At 64.0% G+C, this 18119-nt stretch carries 12 protein-coding genes; 3 read left to right on the top strand and 9 right to left on the bottom strand.

Translation table 11 applies throughout. The features are described from left to right. Positions 1-154: 154 nt before the first annotated feature. On the top strand, positions 155-2314 hold the full coding sequence (gene glgP / locus AAF481_16095; GenBank protein ID MEM7482699.1) for an alpha-glucan family phosphorylase: 2160 nt from the start codon (positions 155-157) through the stop codon (positions 2312-2314). On the opposite strand, the gene malQ is transcribed toward glgP, so the two are convergent. Genes malQ through AAF481_16080 form a run of 3 tightly spaced genes read right to left on the bottom strand, consistent with a single transcriptional unit; the run spans position 2311 to position 6960 of the window. Next, positions 2311-3837, bottom strand: coding sequence for a 4-alpha-glucanotransferase (malQ, locus tag AAF481_16090; GenBank protein MEM7482698.1), 1527 nt, complete (start codon positions 3835-3837; stop codon positions 2311-2313). The two genes, glgP and malQ, sit on opposite strands and share 4 nt — an antisense overlap. Before the next feature lie 27 nt (positions 3838-3864). Beyond that, positions 3865-5217, bottom strand: coding sequence for a DUF1501 domain-containing protein (locus AAF481_16085; GenBank protein ID MEM7482697.1), 1353 nt, complete (start codon positions 5215-5217; stop codon positions 3865-3867). 12 nt (positions 5218-5229) lie between these two features. Further along, entirely contained in the window at positions 5230-6960 is a 1731-nt protein-coding gene (locus tag AAF481_16080) for a DUF1800 domain-containing protein (protein ID MEM7482696.1), read from the bottom strand. A 236-nt stretch (positions 6961-7196) separates the two neighbouring features. Here AAF481_16080 and AAF481_16075 point away from each other — a divergent pair, with 236 nt between their 5' ends. Both AAF481_16075 and AAF481_16070 read left to right on the top strand, forming a co-directional pair. Beyond that, a complete protein-coding gene (locus AAF481_16075) occupies positions 7197-7877 on the top strand; it encodes a hypothetical protein (protein ID MEM7482695.1) in 681 nt (226 codons plus the stop codon). 16 nt (positions 7878-7893) lie between these two features. After that, on the top strand, positions 7894-8820 hold the full coding sequence (locus tag AAF481_16070) for a lantibiotic dehydratase C-terminal domain-containing protein (protein ID MEM7482694.1): 927 nt from the start codon (positions 7894-7896) through the stop codon (positions 8818-8820). Between the two features lie 78 nt (positions 8821-8898). Here AAF481_16070 and AAF481_16065 read toward each other — a convergent pair whose 3' ends face one another. The 6 genes from AAF481_16065 to AAF481_16040 all read right to left on the bottom strand — a co-directional run bounded on the left by AAF481_16065 (position 8899) and on the right by AAF481_16040 (position 17960). Next, positions 8899-11682 carry a Tn3 family transposase gene (locus AAF481_16065; GenBank protein ID MEM7482693.1) on the bottom strand — a complete coding sequence of 928 codons (2784 nt, stop codon included), beginning with the start codon at positions 11680-11682 and terminating at the stop codon, positions 8899-8901. Positions 11683-11953: 271 nt separating this feature from the next. After that, entirely contained in the window at positions 11954-13444 is a 1491-nt protein-coding gene (locus AAF481_16060) for a hypothetical protein (GenBank protein MEM7482692.1), read from the bottom strand. 99 nt (positions 13445-13543) lie between these two features. Beyond that, positions 13544-15142, bottom strand: coding sequence for a hypothetical protein (locus AAF481_16055; GenBank protein MEM7482691.1), 1599 nt, complete (start codon positions 15140-15142; stop codon positions 13544-13546). Between the two features lie 250 nt (positions 15143-15392). Further along, complete coding sequence (locus tag AAF481_16050) at positions 15393-16628, bottom strand: cupin domain-containing protein (GenBank protein MEM7482690.1); 1236 nt, start codon at positions 16626-16628, stop codon at positions 15393-15395. Beyond that, positions 16625-17683, bottom strand: a complete 1059-nt coding sequence (locus AAF481_16045; GenBank protein MEM7482689.1) for a thiopeptide-type bacteriocin biosynthesis protein — start codon at positions 17681-17683, stop codon at positions 16625-16627. The genes AAF481_16050 and AAF481_16045 overlap by 4 nt, the downstream gene beginning before the upstream one ends. Before the next feature lie 124 nt (positions 17684-17807). After that, positions 17808-17960, bottom strand: coding sequence for a hypothetical protein (locus AAF481_16040; protein ID MEM7482688.1), 153 nt, complete (start codon positions 17958-17960; stop codon positions 17808-17810). Positions 17961-18119: the final 159 nt, after the last annotated feature.

Genomic DNA, 18119 nt, shown 5'->3' with positions numbered 1-18119 from the left:
ATTCGCCGGTCTTCGCCGAGCGGTGGCGGGTGGCCTTCGGCGGGTGTTCTTCGGTAGCGGATCGTGGCGCTGAGCGATATGCTCTCGCCGACCTGTCTGCAGATTCCTGTTCCTTTTCGCCAGCCGAAGATCCAACTCCGGGAGCCGTACCGCCATGCCGAAGAACCTCGCCATCCCCACTCTGCCCACCGCCGATATCGAATTGCCGGACGAGGTGGCGAGGCTCTACGACCTGGCCTACAACCTGTGGTGGACCTGGAGCCCGGAGGCGGACAATTTGTTCTCCCGCATCGATCGCTGGGCCTGGGAGCAGTACCGCAATCCGGTGCAGATGCTGATCAACGTCAAGCCCTCGGACTGGCAAGCGCTGCTCGACAGCGACTCCTTCATGAGCGACTTCCGAGACACCCTAGAGGCCTTTGATCGCTACCGCGAAGGGAACACCTGGTTCGAGCGCCAGGGTGGGGCGCCGGAGGGACGGACGGTGGCCTATTTCTCGATGGAGTACGGCCTGCACCAGAGCCTGGCGATCTATTCCGGCGGCTTGGGGGTGCTGTCCGGCGACCACACCAAGAGCGCCAGCGATCTCGGCCTGCCGCTGGTGGCGGTGGGTTTGCTCTACCGCTGCGGTTATTTCCGCCAGACGATCGATCCGGAGGGTCGCCAGCAGCACTTCTACCCGGAGTACGACTTCACCCGCCTGCCGCTGCGGCCGGCGATCGGCCAAACTCGCCGGGAAGTGCAGGTCAAGGTGCCCCTGGCGGACCGTGAAGTGACGGTGCAGGTGTGGGTGGCGCAGGTCGGCCGGGTGCCCTTGGTCCTGCTCGATACGGACGTGCCGGACAACCCTTCCGCCCTCCGGCCGATCACCAACAATCTCTACGTGCGCGGCCGCGAGATGCGCCTGGCGCAGGAGGTGATCCTCGGCATCGGCGGCGCCCGGGCGCTGGCCGCCCTCGGCATCGAGGCGACGATATGGCATATCAACGAAGGACACTGCGCTCTGCTGCAACTCGAGCGATTGCGCCAGGTGGAGAAGTCCGGGGTGGGCAACCTCTCCGATGCCCTGCGGCAGATCGCCGCGCAGACGGTGTTTACCACCCACACGCCGGTGCCGGCGGGCAACGAAACCTTCGACCGCCACCTGGCGCAGCGCTACCTGGTGCCGTTCTCCGGTACCTTCGGGATGAGCACCGAAGATCTTCTCGACCTCGGCGCGAGCGGCCGAGCCGGCGACGATGCCTTCAATTTGACCGCCCTCGGACTGCGCTCGAGCGCCTTTTCGAACGCCGTCAGCCGCCTCAACGCCGAGGTGACCAATGACATGTGGCGCCATCTCACCCGGGTGCCGGACGGCGAAGAGGTGCATATCCAGCCGATCACCAACGGCGTCCACGCCTCCACCTGGATCGGCCGCGAGATGAAGACGCTTTTCGAACGGCGCCTGGGCTCCGAATGGCGAGAGGATTTGTTGATCGATCCGCAAGGCGCCAGCGCCCGGCTACGGGAACTGACGGACCGCGAGCTGTGGAGTGCCCGGCAGGCCCAAAAGGAGCGCCTGGTGCGCTTTTCCCGCTCCCGCTGGCGCGACCAGTTCGCCCGCCACGGGCGCTCGCCGCAAGAGTTGGAAGCGGTCTCGGAACTGCTCGATCCGACGGCCCTGCTGATCGGCTTCGCGCGGCGTTTCGCCACCTACAAGCGAGCGCGGCTGGTGTTTCGCGACCTCGACCGGCTGAAGCAAATCCTGTGGCACCGCGAGCAGCCCACCATGCTGCTGTTTGCCGGCAAGGCCCATCCGGCAGATATTCCGGGGCAGGACTTGATTCGGCAGATCTTCGAGCTGAGCCAATCACCGGACTTCCAGGGTCGAGTCTTCTTCATGGAGGACTACGACATGCGCATCGGCCAGATGATGGTGCAGGGCGTGGATGTGTGGCTCAACACCCCGCGCCGCCCGATGGAGGCGAGCGGCACCAGCGGCCAGAAGGCAGCGATGAACGGCGTGCCGAACCTGTCGATCCTCGACGGCTGGTGGCCGGAGGGCTTCGACGGCACCAACGGCTGGGCGATCGGCAGCGCCGAGCCGCGCTCCGGCAGCGAGGAAGACCTCGACCGCCTGGACGCGGAGTCCCTCTACGACACCCTCGAACAAGTGGCCGAGGAGTACTATGACCGGCCGGCAGACGGCCCCTCGGAGCGCTGGTCGGAGCGGGTGCGCAGCTCCATCGCCACCGTTACGCCGCGTTTCTCGAGCGGCCGCATGGTCAGCGACTACGCCCGCGACGCCTACCTGCCGGCGCTCCAGCGCGGTTAGCCGCCGAATGCCGCAAGACGGCCAGCACTTTCCGTCAGTGCCCGCAGCCGCGGCCCGGATGCTTCGCGCCAGGGATAGAGTCCGGCGAGGCGCCAGCTCCAGTTTCCTGAACCTTTGCCTGGAGTGTTGATTCGAGCCTCGGAGCCCAGTTCTAGAAGGTCCTGGAATGGAGCGATGGCGAGGCGGGCGGGAGAGGCGTAGATCGCCCGCAGCATCGCCCAGGCGATCGGCTCACCGCCTTCGGTCCGGAGGTAGGTCTGCACGGTTCGTTGTCGCTCCGCCGGCAGGGAGGCGAACCATCCCTCCGACGTGTCGTTGTCGTGGGTTCCCGTGTAGGCGACGGACCGTTTCGGCGCGGCGTGGGGTAGGTGTACGCTTTCAGGCTCGTCGAAGGCGAACTGGAGTACGCGCATACCGGGTAGGCCGAGGCTATCGCGGAGTTCTTCGACCTCCGGCGTGATCACCCCGAGATCCTCGGCGACCAAGGGCAGGTGTCCGAGATCGGCGGCCAGCGCCTCGAACAATGCCCGCCCAGGTCCCGGCCGCCATTCCCCCTCCGCCGCGCTGTCGGCATCCGCTGGCACCGCCCAGTAGGCCTCGAAGCCGCGAAAATGGTCGAGGCGCAGGAGGTCGACGCGCCGTAGGGCGCCTTCGACCCGCTCGGTCCACCAGCGATAGCCTTCCTCGGCCAGTCGCTCCCAGCGGTAGATCGGACTACCCCAGAGCTGACCGTCATCTGAAAAGTCGTCCGGCGGGACGCCGGAGATGGCCCTGGGACGGCCCTTCTCGTCGAGGTCGAACAACCGTGGGTTCGCCCAGACCTCCACGCTGTCGAGGGCCGGGTAGATCGGCAGGTCGCCGAACAGAGTGATGCCGAGGCTTTTGGCTACTCGGCGTAGGCGGTTCCACTGCAGAGCGAAGAAACCTTGGCAGGTGCGGTGGAATGAAATCTCCTCGGCAAGACGCTGCCGGGCATCGGCGAGGGCTGTGGGATCCCGATCTCGAAGAGCGCCGTCCCATTCGAGCCAGGACCGGCCGCCCAGGCTGTCTTTCAGGGCCGCGAACAGACACCATTCTTCCAGCCACGGCCCCTGCTCTTCCATCGCTCGCTCCACCCGGAGCCGGCGGGAATCTTGCCGGTCCAGCTTCAGCCAACGGCCGTGGGCCTGCCGCAGGAGTCGGTCCTTGAGGGCGCCCGCCCTGGCGTAATCCACCGCCCCGTGGAAGTGACACGCCGTAACTTCCTCAGGCTCCAGCAGATCATTCCACTCGAGCCAGTCCGGGGAGATCAAGAGCGGATTCCCGGCGAGGCCTGAGAGGGCGCCGTAGGGGGAATTGCCAAGGCCTGTGGGGCCGAGGGGGAGCAACTGCCACACGCTCTGGCCAGCGTCTCGGAGCCAAAAGAGAAACCTCAGCGCGCTGGGACCGAGATCGCCGATGCCGAAGGGACCGGGCAGAGACGTGGGGTGGAGCAGAATGCCGGCACGCCGGGAGCTCAGGACAGAGTGCCTCCGAAGGGTCATCTCGGAGGCACTCTGTCACAGGAATCGCTAACCGGTGCTGGCGGACCAGGCGGCGGTGGTGCCGGACTCGAAACCGTCTTCGAAGATCGTCTCTCCCACCTGCAGATCCGGTCCCTGCACTACGCCGAGGGGCGAGTAGCCGGAGTAGCCGGGGAAGATCTGGCCGATGCTCGGATTGCACATGCGGCGGATGAGAATTTCCGACAGCACCCTGCGGTAGTCGGTTGTGACGGCGAGATCCGTACCGTCCACTAGCTGGCCCGGCGCCAGGCCCGGCCAGTTGCCGTGCAGACCGCCGTTGACGTTGCCGCCCAACACCAGCATCAAATTACCGTAGCCGTGTTCGGTGCCGTCGTCGGCGTTCTCCAGCAGCTCGCGACCGAACTCACTCTGCACCACCACGGTCAATCGCTGGGTGTAGTGATCGGCGCCGGCGCCGTCCAAATCCGTGTAGAAAGCCGCTAGACCGCTCGACAGGACGGTGAAGAGATCCGCCAGATAGCCGGTCGAGCCCTCACCCTGGCCATCGTGCGTATCCCATCCGCCGAAGTCGACGGTGGCCACCTGCAGGCCAAGGTCCAGTTTGACCATCTGCGCCAGCACCCGTAGCTGGTCACCGAAATCGCCGTCCGGATAAACGGCACCGTTTGCCGGGGTGTACTCGTCGCCGGCGTTGAGGCTGATGATGTCCACCGCGTCCAGCGCTTGGAGACCGGCGTCGTGAAGCCAGGTGCCCCCTTCCTGGTAGATCGCCCGCAGGGCGGTACGCTGAGCATTGCGCCACTGCCAGGGGCCGTTGTCTACGTTGAAGTTGTCCGGGTTGGCGACGTTCACCGTGTCGAGGCTGGCGAGGAGCGAAGCCGGCTGGAGATCGCCGATCGCCAGCGACGGCATCACCGGGTCCGCCGGCAGGTTGCCGGCGGACGTGAGATGGCGGGTCAGCCAACCGGTGGAGATGGTGGTGGATCCCGGGGTACCCAACTCGACGAACTGCATGGCGTCGAAGTGGGATTTGTTGACCACGTCCGCCATGCCGATCGCCTGCACGATTGCCAGGCGGTTGTCCTGGTAGAGATCGAAGAGGGGAGCGGCGGCCGGGTGGAGGCCGAACTGTCCGTTGAGATCGAGCGCCGCGCCGGGGCCGGTGGTGGGGATCTGCAGTCCCGGCCGGGCGGCCTGGTAGTGGCCTCGATCGGCACCGCTGATGGGCGGTACCAGGGATAAGCCGTCCACCCCGCCGCGCAGGAAGACGACCACCAGAATCTCTTGATTAAGCCCCGGATCCCCGAAGGCTACGGTATTGAACCGGGAGCCGGCCAAGCCGGCGATGCCCGCCGAACATCCCACCAGAAAGCCGCGCCGCGTGATGTCATGGCACATGATTCAAACTCCTCAGCGCCAGAGAAAGGAAGGCGATTGCAGGATCAGCGCGATCAGGGCGCGCAGGCGAATCTGAGTACCCTCGTCCGTGTCGAGGGGGAGGTCGAAGGACGGGTTGTGGCCCTGGGCCATGAACTCGACCAGCTTGGTGTGTTCCGAAGGGGGCGTCGGCCGGCCGAGCATGCGCTCCGTCCAGAAGGTGACGATGGCTTCCGCCGAGCGCACGTCCGGAGGCATCTGGCTCAGGAACTCGAAATATTCATTCTCGCCGTCGTTGACCTGGATCAGCATGTTGGCGAGGCGCCAGCTCATCACCCGCGGAGCGGTGGTGTTCCAGGCGCTCTTGAAGTCCGGATAGCCGTTCGGCGGATGCCAGCCGAAGAGCGGCTGGCCGGTTTGGTAGTACTCCCAGTAGAACCAGTTGGTGGCGTCGTCACCGCGCAGAAAGGGAATGTCGCCGGTGGTCGCCCGGAAAGCGCCGACGGCGATCTCGAAGGGGCGCTTGACCTTGTCGCCCCAGGTCTGAAGGAACTCCGGCGACAGCACGATGGTGCGGATCACCTGGGCGAGCTGATCCGGTGCACTGATCTGCGCCGCGAACACCGCCGCCGCCGCATCCACCACCGACGCCGGCGGGACATCCCCGAGCAGCCGCCGAGCGATCTTGCCGGCTACATGGCGGGCGGTGCCCGGATGACCGGCGATCAGATCGAACAGATCGTGACCGTCCTTCATCGGCGCCTGATTCCCCGGCAAGTCGATCCCGAGAAGGTGTTTCGGGTCGTGGTCGTGCCAGGGGTCGTAGTACAGGAACTCGCCGCTATTGCCGATCTCCGGGTCCCAACTCCGGTCACTCACCGTCCAGCCGGTCAAACAACGGGCGGCGGCGACGACGTCGTCCTCGACGAAGCCGCGGGGGCGGTTCTGTGCGTCTCGCGGCACCGCTCCCTGGGGGATGTTGCCGAAGTAGTGCTCCGCCCCCAGGCCGTGCAGCTCCAGCAGCTCGCGGGCGTAGTTCTCGTTGGCGTCCTCGAAGGAGTTCTCGGCATTGTCCAAGTAATGGAGCATCGCCGGAGTGCGCGCCACCGCCTCGATCATCTGGCGGAAGTTGCCGAAGGCGTGGGCGCGGATGGCGTCCCGGTCGCTGTGCACCCACATCGGGGCGAAGGGCCATTCATGAGCGTAGACATTGAAGTGGTTGTGCCAGAAATCGACCATCACCTCGAATAGCTGCCGGCGGCTGTAGATGGCACGCAGGAAGGTCACCAGTTCCGTTTCGCGCAGCGGCCGGATCACCTCGTCCCAAGGGATGTCCTGGGCGATGGCGTGCTCCGTCCAAAGCTGGGTGACGGTCTTGCCGAGGGTGGTGAAGCCCGAGGCCGCGATGCGGTTGTCGATGTGGCTGTCGTCGAGGCTCGCCGGATCGAGCTGTTGGTCGACCCAGGCCTGAAGGCGGGCGGGGTCGGTCCCGGCGAGGGCGTTGAAGGCATCGATCTCGCCGGGCCGCGGGCCGAAAGCAAGGCGCGAGTAGGCGATCACCCCGGCCGACGGCGGCGACGGCACCGTCGCCGGCTGGCCGGCGGGGGTGAAGAAGTCGCGACCCAGCCGGCGACGCAAAGGACTGACCGGGCGGCCGGTGCGTTCGCGCGATGCGAGGGGCGCCGCCACCGCCGCGAGGCGCGCGCGCCTTTCGCCCTCGCGTCTCAGATTTTCTACGGAGGTAGAGAAGAACCGGTACGACATGGCAGACCTCCTTCAATCGAAAAATTCATCCTACAAACGGGTACCGCATCACCGGATAGCCACTCCATTGTCTTCCATGCAGATCCGTCTATGCAAGGGTTGGGCGTCGCTTCTCCCCGAAGGTCGGTGCGTGGCGGACCGATGGCCCGTGCTAATCTTCGACTCAAATGGGCGTGGCAGCAAGTACCGACGCACCGGTCCGGTGGGCTCCTTCCCCGGACACCGGGAAGCTCACCATGGAAGATTTTCCGCCGTGGGAATTCCTCGTCATGAAGGGTGGCCGGGAGGGCGACTCGTGGATTCAGGCCTACCTCGAGAGCGATGCGGCGAAAGCGCGCGCGGCGGTCGACGAGGCGGTTCAGTTGCTGCACGGCCGTCGCCTGGCGGAAGCCGGTGAGGCGCTCTCCCGGGCGCGAGAAGGCATGGCTACTTTCGAGCAGGAGCGACCCGACTGGGCGGGAGTAGTGGGCCGCTGGTACTTCACCGCTGCGGCCTACGAATCGTTTCTCAGGGGGCAACATCAAGCGGCCTGGAACGATGTTTCGAGGGCGCGGGACTGCCTGCGCGAGGTCGTCGGATTTCTCCCCTTCCTTTTGCCCTTGGCCCATCATGGGGTGGAGTTCTTTTTCCTGGAGGCGCGGATCGCCCGGGCGCAGCGCCGTTGGGAGGTCGTCAAGAGCTTCTACCGGACGATCTGCGCCCTCGCCGCCGGCCGAGATCCGTTGCTCATCGACCGTCGCGGCAAGCCCATCTACTACTCCACGCTGGATTCCTATGTGCTTTCTCTGCCGAGCCTGACGATTCCGGAGCGCCGGTCACTGGAACACATCCTCAAGCATGGGCTGCGGGCGGAATATCTCTGCGGCAAGGCTCGTCAGCTCTATGAGCTGGACGACATCTTGATCCCTTACCCCTGAGCCGACGTTCCCTGCGTTGAGCTCCATAGAAGCGGGACCCCACCTCGCCGGGAATGTCTATCGCTGGCACCTGCCGGAGCAGACGGCTCTGCTGGTGAACGGCCTTGTACCGGCAATCCGCGACCTGCGCCGGACCGGATCCATCAGCCACTTCTGGTTCGACCGGTTCGATGCCCGAGGCCCCCATCTGTTTCTCCTCCTGACCGTCTCTCCGGGGCGTCTTGGGGAGGTGAGGCGGGCTCTCGGCGAAGCGATCCGTCACCACCTGTCCGAGCATCCCGCCAGCGGCGAGATCGGCGAGGACGAACTGGCCCTTCGGCACCGCCAATGCCTCGGCAAATCCCTTTGTGTGACCGATGCCGAGGAGGGCTTCGCCGAACGCGATTCCGTTCGGTGGTGTGCGCAGCCAGCGGACGGTTACCCGCTCCGCCTGCTGCGGGCGACCTCGAGGCCGGACGAAGCCTGGCGGATCTTCGACCGCCTCGCGGACGACGTTCTGCGAACCCTAGGAGAGGGTACATCTGCGATGGCGGCGGCGGTCGCCTGGCTGTCGCGGCTGGAGGCCGTACTCGGACGGGCCTGGAGCCATCCCTCGGTCTACTGGCGCCACCATGCCGCGTCGATTATCCGCCGGATGCAGACCGAAGACGACATGGCGGCCCGCCTAGCCGAAGTCCTCGGACCGGCAAACCTGGACCTCCTATCTCGCGCCTGGGAGAGCGAGTCCTCAAGCGAGGGCCCGACGGCGGCGGCCCTGGAGCGCCTGCTGGCGATCATTCCGCCGGGCGAGCATCGTCCTTCGGAAACCTCGCCCTACACCGGTGCCGCCCTGCTGCGAGAAGTGGTCCACGTCACCCTCAAGCAGCTCGCCCTGCCGATCCATCGCCAGCGCCCGCTCATCCTCTACGGCTGGAAGCGAGCCCTCGACGTTGCCGCCGGCTGACCGGATTCCTTCGGGTTAGCTCGAGCCGCCGGTCTTAGGGTACCGGGCAGAAAGCTATAACCGAATACGGTAGGCCGCTCACCCGAGTGCAACGAGTTCCGGACGCAGCCGGTACTCGCCATAGAGGACGACGTTCTCCCAGCTGATCGGGCTGACATGCACGAGGAGGTCAGTGGGCACGTCGTCCGCGGCTTCCGCGGTCACGCGCTCGATTTCGCGGATCTGCCAGTAGATGATCGCAGCAAGAATCAGGAGGAGGCAGCTGGCGGTTGACATCTGCCGCCGGAAGTCGCGCCAATCCGCCTTGCCGAGCTTCCCGTAGAACACGCTTCTTGCCAAGGCGTGTAGCTCTTCGGACTTCAGAAGGCCGCGGCGAACCCGACGCCGCAGGTCCGGCTGGCTCAGGTAGTCGAGGAGGAAGACTGTCTTGAGGGCTCGGCCGAGCTCTCGGATCGCTCGGTAGAGACGGTTCCTGGGCCCGAAGCCGACGATGCGCTTCATGGAGACAGAGGCAGTCGCGTGGCCGGTCGCCATCGAGCAGAAGAACTGCCCCATACGATCCCACTGCTCGGCGATCCAGTCTAACCGGAGGAGTCGGTCCCGCGGCCGCAGCATCTCGGCGAGTGCCCCGTAATCCCGCTGCCTGTCTGCGTGGTAGAGACTCTGCCGTCGCAGTCCCCGGATCCGGGACGCAAAGCGCAGGCCCAGCATCGCGAATCCGGCAAAGTTGGCTTCCGTGAGGCCGTGGGTGTCGACGTAGTGCTCGTCGATCTCGAGATCGGCTTCGTAGTAGCGCAGGCCGTCGAGGACGTAGGCGGCGTCTCTCTCGGAACACTCGATCGGAAAGGAGAAGAAGGGGGCGTAGTGGTCGGCGATGAAGGAGTAGAACTCCAGGGCATAGTCCCCCATCCGGTGACTGTAGGTGCGCCGCGCGGACCGCCGAGGGAAGAGGAACCGCTGACCGTCACTCGACGCCGTCTTGGCTTCGCCCCAAACGTTCGACGTCGAGAGCCCTCCGATCGCGTTTACGATCTGCGCCAAGGCTGCGCGCAGTGCCTCTTCAGGGAGATTCCAGTCAGCCACCCGCTTGATCCGCGCGTAGCTCACGCCTGGCGTGAGCCGGGCCATCGTCTCGGGACCAAGGTTGCAGCCGTAGGCCATCACTGCAGCAACAGCCTGGCAGACGCTCTCTTGCGAACGTTGCCTTGGATCTCGCGAGAGGAACCGCGAGAAACGGACCTCATTGTCGACCGCGATGAGCAGGTCTGGCAACCGGATCCGCCGCATGTGTTCCTCGAGGAAACCGTTCAAACGAGCGAGCCTCTCCTCCGCAATGGCATCCATCTGCTCCGCCGGATCGGATCCGAGTTTCCAGCCCGCCTCCGCGTTGACCTCGACGAAGGCGTTGCGAGGGAGCGTGTCCAGGAATCGATCGTAGGACTGCCCGACCAGGCCGGACACGTGCCCGGCTGCGGCCTGACCGAGCGCAGGCAAGCCGGCCTTCTCGAATAAGCTGGACCGCTCGATCTCCCATGCGCTCGGAGGCATGAAGAGATCCTCGAGGCGACCGAAGCGCTTGCTGCCTCGGACGGCGATGTTCCCGCTGCGGACCTCGTCTCGAATCGCGGTCAGGACCGCACACTCGTAGGCTGCCCGATCGATCGAGCCATCGACCTCGAGGAATGGGCGTACGCTCTTCGGGACGAAGCCTGGCGGCGCTCCTTCCGGCACCGAGCGTTTCCGTTCAGCGTTGAGTCGGCGGAGCAGATCCACGGAAGCGACCAACTGGCGGGTTTCGCTGGCATCCGTGGTCGCCTCAGGCTCCAGGTGAAGGCGCTCGAGCACCTGGCGCGAGAACCGCCGGAAGTAGGCGTAGCGCGCGGCCACCTTCGGGAAGAGGTCGCTCTTCTCGCTCAGCCATCTGCGCGTCTCTTTGACCTGGGACTCGAAAACCTCGCGCAGTACGCGAGAGAACACTGCCCCGCGGAGATCCCGATCCGGTAGCTCGGGATCGAGTAGGATCTCTCCCACCGCCGCCAACGTCGACAGCTTCGCCACTAGCGATCTCCGATTCCGGGAGTACTCCTTGTCGAGCCGGTTCTTCGTACCACGGTAGGTCTGAGTCATCACCTTCGCGTGGAGATCAACGACCTGATCGATCGTGTCTCCGTGGACCTCCTGCAGGAAGCACAGCATCGCGGCATAGCGATGCCCGGGCACGAGCTCGCGGAGGCGATGAGCGCTTGACTGGCGGACGCGATGGGACAGGGACTTGCGCAGTGCGCCGCGAACCCAAGAGAGATCGACGTCCATGGCCCCTGTTGCGAGGATCGCATCGAGCTTGTCCCTCTCTGCCAGGATCGCTCGAGGAGATGCCGAGCCGGGTGGTTCCTTGATCGACTGAAGCGCGGAGGTTTCGGATTCATCCCGCTCCGCGATGAGAAGCCCGTCGATGGCGTCCTTGACCGCCTGGGGTATCGTGGACTCCACCTTCTCGAAAAGACTCTTGCGGAAGGCCCGTCCCTCCTCGCCGACGACGCGGCACAGGGTGGATTCCGCCGGTAAGAGGAGCCCCTGCCGGCGCAGGTGTCCTTCTGCCGCCGCAAGAAGTCCAGAGACCTGCTCGAGGTGCTCGACCTCCTTGCGGATGAACAGACGCAGCTCTCGGCGGTCTCGGGATTCGAATGGGCGAAGGCCGAGGTAACGACTCGTCCGCTCGGCATGTTCCGAAATCGTCGGATGTCGCAGTGCGTACCGCGCGATCAGGTCGGCCGCATCGGGTGCACGTTCAGCTGGTCCGCGACGTGAGCCAGAAGGTCTTCGTCGACCTCGAACGGCTTCTGGCGCGGCAACCTTCCTCACGGGTCAAGCGATCAACGCTGCCTTTGCGTCGACGCGGCGGCTTCAGGCCGACCAGGCGTCGCGCCTCGGCGACCAGATGCTTCGCCTGGTCATAGGAGTAGCCTCCGTCCCGAAGGATCTTGGCGAGTCGCTGGGCATCTCGGTTGCGGGGTGTCGATTTCGCTTTTGCGATCGTACCGCGCAATCATACCCCGTCACGGACTCTCTGGACTGGTGCAGAGCCTCGGAGAGCGGCCTCGACTTCGCTCTCTCTACGGTCTGCGAAATCGTATTAGCTCCCGAGAAGGTCTTCTAAGGACTCGAATCGCGACTCGTCGATGCTGAGAATCTCCTCAGACTTGAGGTGCTGCATCCAGGCGATCCGCCGCTCCCGGTTCTGGGCGTTCGCTTCCTCCAGCAGCTTTGCGCCGTCCATCAAGTCCTGCTGAAACGCCGCTATGTCGAAGGAGGTCCCCTGGTTCAGGGCCTGAAGGCCGTAGGCAGCTCCGAACACTAGCGCTAGGGCACCAGAGCCCAGGTCCTGGCGCTCCGGAACCAGTTTGGCAGCAGAGACCCCAAAAAGGTCCACGAAGAACCGCCCCAGCTTCCGGTAGACCGCACTTTCCGCGGCTCGGCCCCACTCCCAGAAGACGAGCGTGGCAACCTTGAGGTTACCGGATTCGTGTTGGCCGTTGAAGCCTATGAAACTGTCATCAAAGCTGTTGTTTCCGCCATTGTGCTGCTCCACACTTCGGATTGCATCGAACGAGACCCGATACGGCTTTAATGGATTCCCGTAGGACTGCTTCGATTTCTTGCATCCAGTGCCCATCAAATTTTGCCGAAAGCTCGTTTCGATTGGCCGCTGCTCTTGGATGCTCACTGTCCGCTGTCGACTGTCAACGACCAATCGGTAGTGGAAGTCTCTGGAGTGCGCCCAAAAGCCTAGGCTACCCTTCGCCGACAAGATGGCCTCGCCCAGTCTCCGCACAGGCTCGTAGTCGTCCGTGACGAAGAGCGAAGACAAGAAGATAAGGTCTAGCACTCGGCCGTCTAGGGGTGCGAGCTGTGCCACATCGTCAACAACTCTGACGAAGTCTTCGAGGGTGTAGTTAGGTATTGACTTGGTGCAGTAGCCCCAGTGGGCAGACGACTCTGGCGAATCTACAAAAAAGCGAATCTCGCTGTCCCACAACTCTTCAAAACGCTGGGCCTTCTCCCGAGTCCGCGATGTGAGGTCGTCTAGAAGCTTCTTCTGCGAGTAGCTCGAAACCTCAGCGCCTGAGATGGCCCCAAGCGCCTCGGAAAAGCGCCCAGAAAGGGCCAGAATCTGCGACTCTAGGAGTTTCTTTTCCAGCTGCGTAAAATGGGATTCACGGATCACGTCTATTGCCGAGTCGGTCTGGAAGTGCGCAAGAGCGGCGATGATCTTGGCCTCGTCCAGCTCCCTAGCCTCAAACCGCTCAAGGATTCTCTCTGCACTTTGCTTGAAGCGCTCATGCGCACGGTCGTTGGGCAGGTCATCCAGTAGCGTCCGAGCGAAATGAGCATCCCCAAGCTTGAGCAGCGCAGCGAGCATCAGCTTGCGGGCACGCAGATCCTCCGGGGCCTCTTTGAGGCGATTCTCGGCAAACTCGATCGCACCACTGTAGTCGCCACCTTGGTATCGAGCCTCAATTGGATCCTCCGCGAGCGCCGACGTCGCGGAGAAAGCGAGCAGAAGCGCCGCAAGAGCGAGATCCAGGACTGGCCGAAGGTTCGATTGTCTCGTAATGGTATACATGCGCGCTCCTCCAGTGTTGTTTCTACCTGGCTGTATGGGAACGGGTAGGCGGCGAGACCGGGGACGCATCAAGACAAGCTCGATGAACCGCATGGCCTCCTATCCGAGCGGTTCCGGAAGCTTGACTTGACAGGAAAGGACTTTCACTGCGATCCCCTCAAGGGCCGAGGATCGGCACGAAGAGTGGAGAGCTTGTATCGCCTCTTCAACCTCGCGGCGACTGTTCGCGAGCTGCTTCAGCTTGGCGTCACCCTTCCTTAGCTCGCCTTCGAGACGAAGCATGTTCCCGCGGACGATGTCCCTGAACTCGTTGATATCCTGCAGGTGCGAGTAGTTCTCAGCGGTGCTGATCACAAAGTCCAGTCGACCCTTGATGCCGGAGATGGTCGCGGCGATCTGTGATCCAGTGCAGGAGGCTGCCTCCAGCCATAGACTTGCGTGCTTGTTTAGGAAGTCGTACAGGCAGTTCCCGCCGGCGAGGCAGGAGGCCGGGGAGACAATCTCGGAGATCGTGGCGTTCGCCAAGCCGCCGACGCAGGTGCTGAGGCTCGAACCCATTAGGTACACCTCCAGGGTCTCGGCAACCTGCTTAAACGCGAGAGCGATATAGCCCACAGCTACCCATGTCTCTGTCTCTGAGAACTCCTCGCGATAGCGGCTGACCTCTGACAGGTAGGTGTCCAGAACGTCGTACTTGGTTGAGAGCCGAGTCCAGTTCTCTCGAAGCTGCCGGCTGGCTTCTTCGAGATTGCTGCATGGGGAGGACTCGGTCGCAGCATCGCGCCTGGCGTGCGCCAGTGGGATGGACAGCTCGGCGAACCCTTCGGTGGTTTCCAAGAACACCGGATCTCCGAAGGGCCGCTCTGTGAGGCCTGGGTTGGAAAGCTGAAAGGAGACGTTGGCACTCGGTTCATCAGAGCTGGCGCGAACGTCAAGGAAGACTTGTCCCGTGTTGTCAGTCTTGAGTCGCGCAGTGACCTGAGCCTTACAGCCGGTTTCGGGACCGGAGTTGGCCCCTGATTCGGTCTCTTCTCCTGGGTCGTTTTCCCAGTCCAGGAGGCCCTCTAGCAGCTCATCCAGGGCTGTGTCGAAAGCCTCACCCAGGTCCGCCCGCGGTAGATCGTCGGTTTGGGAGCGGCGGGGGCCCCAGCCTCGGGACCTCGGCTCCCTGCCAACCGGACGGACGGTCTCGCCGAAGAGAGTCTCTTGCGATGACCTCGAGCCGGGGGCGCCTGTGGCGCCTCCATGCGACCGCCGAGCGTGACAGGCGAGGACTTGGGCTGCGGCTCGGTTGAGTTTGAGACCGTCTCGCGTCAGGGAGGCGGCCTTCCTCCACTGCGCACCGTTACCTTGCGCGATCCCGGCTTCGTATTGGCGCAGCTTGCTCTCGTGCTCTCGAATCTGAGCCTGGACCAGCCGAAGAGCCCTTTGGTAGTCACCGCCTATCTGAGCCCAGTTCGGCGCCTGCCCTGCCTGGGCGCGGATCTCGGCGTTCTCGAGGCTCTGAATCACAGTCGCCGGTACGTTGGTCGGGCAACCGGCTTCCTGCGCTAGAGCTGGCGCCATCCCCGCGAGGCTTATGACAAGCAATACCGACAGCAGGGCGCTGCCACGCGGCGAAGCAGTTTCGACTGTGGCTCGTGAAGCGTTGGAGGTTTGCGGCATTCGACAGTCTACCGGGGCCTTGAGTACCGACATGTGACAATCCCGGCACGAATTTCCTAAGCAAGAGAATTCCCGCGAAATATAGCACTAACCACCCATGTCATCAGACTACTCCAACGCGATGTGTCGCATGATTCGAGCCAATTCAGCAACTTCGCCCGGCAAAGAAGGAGCCCGCCAGGGCCGGCAAGAAAGGGACCCTGGGCGCGTCGAAAAGACTCCAAGAACTTCCCGGACCGCTCGGGGGAGCGCCCTACCGTATACGGTTGCAGCTTTCTGCCCGCTACCCTGTCTTCACGGCGCCCTCAGCGGTTGCGACGGCACGGCCGGCGACCCGCAGCAGTCCCTCGGACACCAGGCGCCGGGCGAGGGAAACCTTCGCCTCTGCACTCAAGTCTTCGGAGAACTCCGCCACCCGTAGCCGCGGCCGATCGCGTATCCGTTCGAAGGCCTGTGCCACACCGGCGGGTCCCTGGAGCTTGATGGAACCGCACCGCAGTTCGACCTTGTCGCCCCGGTGGACAATCTCGCAGGGGGAGCCGGTCCGAGCTTCAAGGACGGTCTCTGCGGTGATCTCTTCGAGGTGCAGGAGGGTATGGAAATGGCCATCTCCGGGAAGCTTCTCGGTCCGCTGAGCAAAAGCCTGAGCCACGGTAGCGAAGGAAGTCCCCCGCCGCACCAGATCGACGGCGCTCTCGAAGGCTTCCTGCAGAGTGGCGTCGACGCCGGCCCATTCGAATCCCGGAGGCAGAGCCGCGGCGAGTTCCGGACGCTCCAGCGAAGCAGCCTCAATGGCCACCTTGAGGAAATCCACCCAGTAGATCGGCGTTGCGCACACGGTCAGGTGGAGCGACGGGCGATCCGCCGGGGCTACGGCGCGGTGGAGGAGGCCCCTCGGCATATAGAGCAGATCGCCGGGCTCGAGGGTCACCGGCGGCATGGCCTCGGGTTCCTTCGGCATGACCGGCCTTCTGTAGCCGAGTTCCGTCAGGTATTCGGTGGTCTCCACCGGCTCGTACATGGACTCGCCATACAAGTGCCATTCCTTGGCCCCTTCGAGCTGCAGGACGAAAACATCTTGAATGTCCGGGTGAATCGGTGCGCCCTGGCGGCCCGGGGGCGTCAGGTACACGTTGACCTTCACTCGCGCACTGAGTGACCGAGCGAGGTCCGCCGCCAGCTCACGCACCGGCATCCAGAGGTGATCGATCTGCTCGAAGAGAAGGGTCGAGCCGTTGCCTAGAGCGGAGTAGAGCTGTCGGACGTCGAGTCCCCTTGGCCGCAACTTTCGGGTGACCTTGCCGTCCCGGATGAGGGAGATGTTGCCCAGCCCTGTTTCCGCCGCCAGCGTCAGGTAGCGGTCGATGTCTCGAAGGCGAAACAGGTCGCCGTAGTGAGAGGAGTGATCACGCTGCAGCAGCAGGTGTTGCGACTGCCAATACTGGGCGACAAAAGTGCTGAGCCCGAGAGGAGAAAACAACCGTTCAGCCGTAAAGATGGTCTCTACCGACCCTGTCATGGTCCCCTCCGCTGTGCTCGAGAATCCACCGGCTGAAGTGTACTGGAGTCACCGGACGAGGCGAAGCGGTCGAGTCCTCCGTTGACGAGTTCAGCCAGCGAATCGGGAGCGCCCGCCGATGGCTGGCCGGAGGTCGGCGGCAGGGCAAGATCCTCCTCCAGCCACTGGCCCGCGGCGCACTCGAGAAGCCGCAACAGATAGACTTCGCGGAGGTTCGACAGGCCAAGGCGATTCGCCGTCATGTGGAGCTGGCTCATCAGGACCGTCGATGCCGAATCGCCGACCTCGCCCAACTGCCGGCGCAACAGCCGGAGTCCCGCCTGGAGACGGTCCACGGCGTCGGAAGCTGGGCCACGGAGCTGACCGTAAAGACCGCGAGAGAAGGCCCGGCCCGTCTGGGCGAACCGTTCGTCCGCCTGGTCGAGGGCCGCCGGAAAGCGCCGCCGTGCTCGCTCACCGAGGCTCTCCATCAAGCGGCTGAAGTCGAGCGTATCCTCGACGCTCGCCACCGCTTGAGCGGCGAGTACTTGGAGGGCGTATTTCGATTCCTTCGGGGAGAACTCCGCACTGGCCAAGGCGTCACAGACGGCTAGACTCGAGAGGCAAAAGACCTCCAGCGAGGCGGCGACGAGCGCCTCGCCACCGTAGCGGTCGGTCTCCGGTTCGAAAATCACCTGCCGCACGTAGTGGTCCGGATAGACCACGTCGTCCACTTCACTGGGATCGTGCGCAAGAATGCCTCGGTTGCGCTGCCGGATGGTGTCCGGCGACCAGCTCGAGGCGGAGGGGTGCCGCTCGAAGAAGCGGGTGGCGACGCGGGTGAGTTCGTCCTGAAAGCGGCCTTCGGCGTTCGTATCCCGCCAGCGGCAGCGCAGCCGAATGTGGGGTCCGCCGAGGGCATAGCGGACAAAGAAAAAGCGTTCGAGGGAACCGGCGGCAAACCACCGGTGGAGGATCGGGATCAGGAGGGAAGCGAGAAGCAGGTCCTGCTCCCCATGGTAGTGGAGGTGATGGCCGGTCCAGTGTCCGGCGGCGAGACCATTGCGGATGGTCATAGGGAAGGGAAGGCTCCTTGGACTGGCGCCTGCGGAGGATGCCCGTTGGAGATTCGCCGCAAAAGGAAACGGCCCGCGCAGCGTCGAGGACGCGGGCGGGCCGCTTGCGGGTTGTCCAATCAGCTTATGCGTTGGTGTTCGAACAGCACCACCACGAGTCGCAGTCGCCTTCGTCGATCTCGGCGCCACCGGACACTCCTTCGAGATCCTCGTCCGAAATCTCGGTGATGTCGACGTTCTCCAGTTTGTCCAGGCCCTTCTTAACGTCATCTGACATAAACAACCTCCTTAGTCGATTTCGAGAATGAGCAGCTATCGCGGCTCGCGAACACCGGTCGGCTACGAAGCCGAACACGCGTTGTTTTACTACTGACCTCTGTATTTATCCATACAACCATATCAAAAAATCTCCTGATAACCTAGCAAGTCGATGAAG

This window comes from Acidobacteriota bacterium, from assembly GCA_039030395.1.
Lineage (GTDB): Bacteria > Acidobacteriota > Thermoanaerobaculia > Multivoradales > JBCCEF01 > JBCCEF01.
This window is presented reverse-complemented; position numbering and strand designations above follow the sequence as displayed.

Excerpts from the sequence above, each read along its gene's own strand:
- AAF481_16040 (MEM7482688.1), bottom strand. The coding sequence starts at position 17,960 with ATGTCAGATGACGTTAAGAAGGGCCTGGACAAACTGGAGAACGTCGAC.
- AAF481_16045 (MEM7482689.1), bottom strand. The coding sequence starts at position 17,683 with ATGACCATCCGCAATGGTCTCGCCGCCGGACACTGGACCGGCCATCAC.
- AAF481_16055 (MEM7482691.1), bottom strand. The coding sequence starts at position 15,142 with ATGTCGGTACTCAAGGCCCCGGTAGACTGTCGAATGCCGCAAACCTCC.
- AAF481_16060 (MEM7482692.1), bottom strand. The coding sequence starts at position 13,444 with ATGTATACCATTACGAGACAATCGAACCTTCGGCCAGTCCTGGATCTC.
- AAF481_16080 (MEM7482696.1), bottom strand. The coding sequence starts at position 6,960 with ATGTCGTACCGGTTCTTCTCTACCTCCGTAGAAAATCTGAGACGCGAG.
- AAF481_16075 (MEM7482695.1), top strand. The coding sequence starts at position 7,197 with ATGGAAGATTTTCCGCCGTGGGAATTCCTCGTCATGAAGGGTGGCCGG.
- AAF481_16050 (MEM7482690.1), bottom strand. The coding sequence starts at position 16,628 with ATGACAGGGTCGGTAGAGACCATCTTTACGGCTGAACGGTTGTTTTCT.
- glgP (MEM7482699.1), top strand. The coding sequence starts at position 155 with ATGCCGAAGAACCTCGCCATCCCCACTCTGCCCACCGCCGATATCGAA.
- AAF481_16085 (MEM7482697.1), bottom strand. The coding sequence starts at position 5,217 with ATGTGCCATGACATCACGCGGCGCGGCTTTCTGGTGGGATGTTCGGCG.
- malQ (MEM7482698.1), bottom strand. The coding sequence starts at position 3,837 with ATGACCCTTCGGAGGCACTCTGTCCTGAGCTCCCGGCGTGCCGGCATT.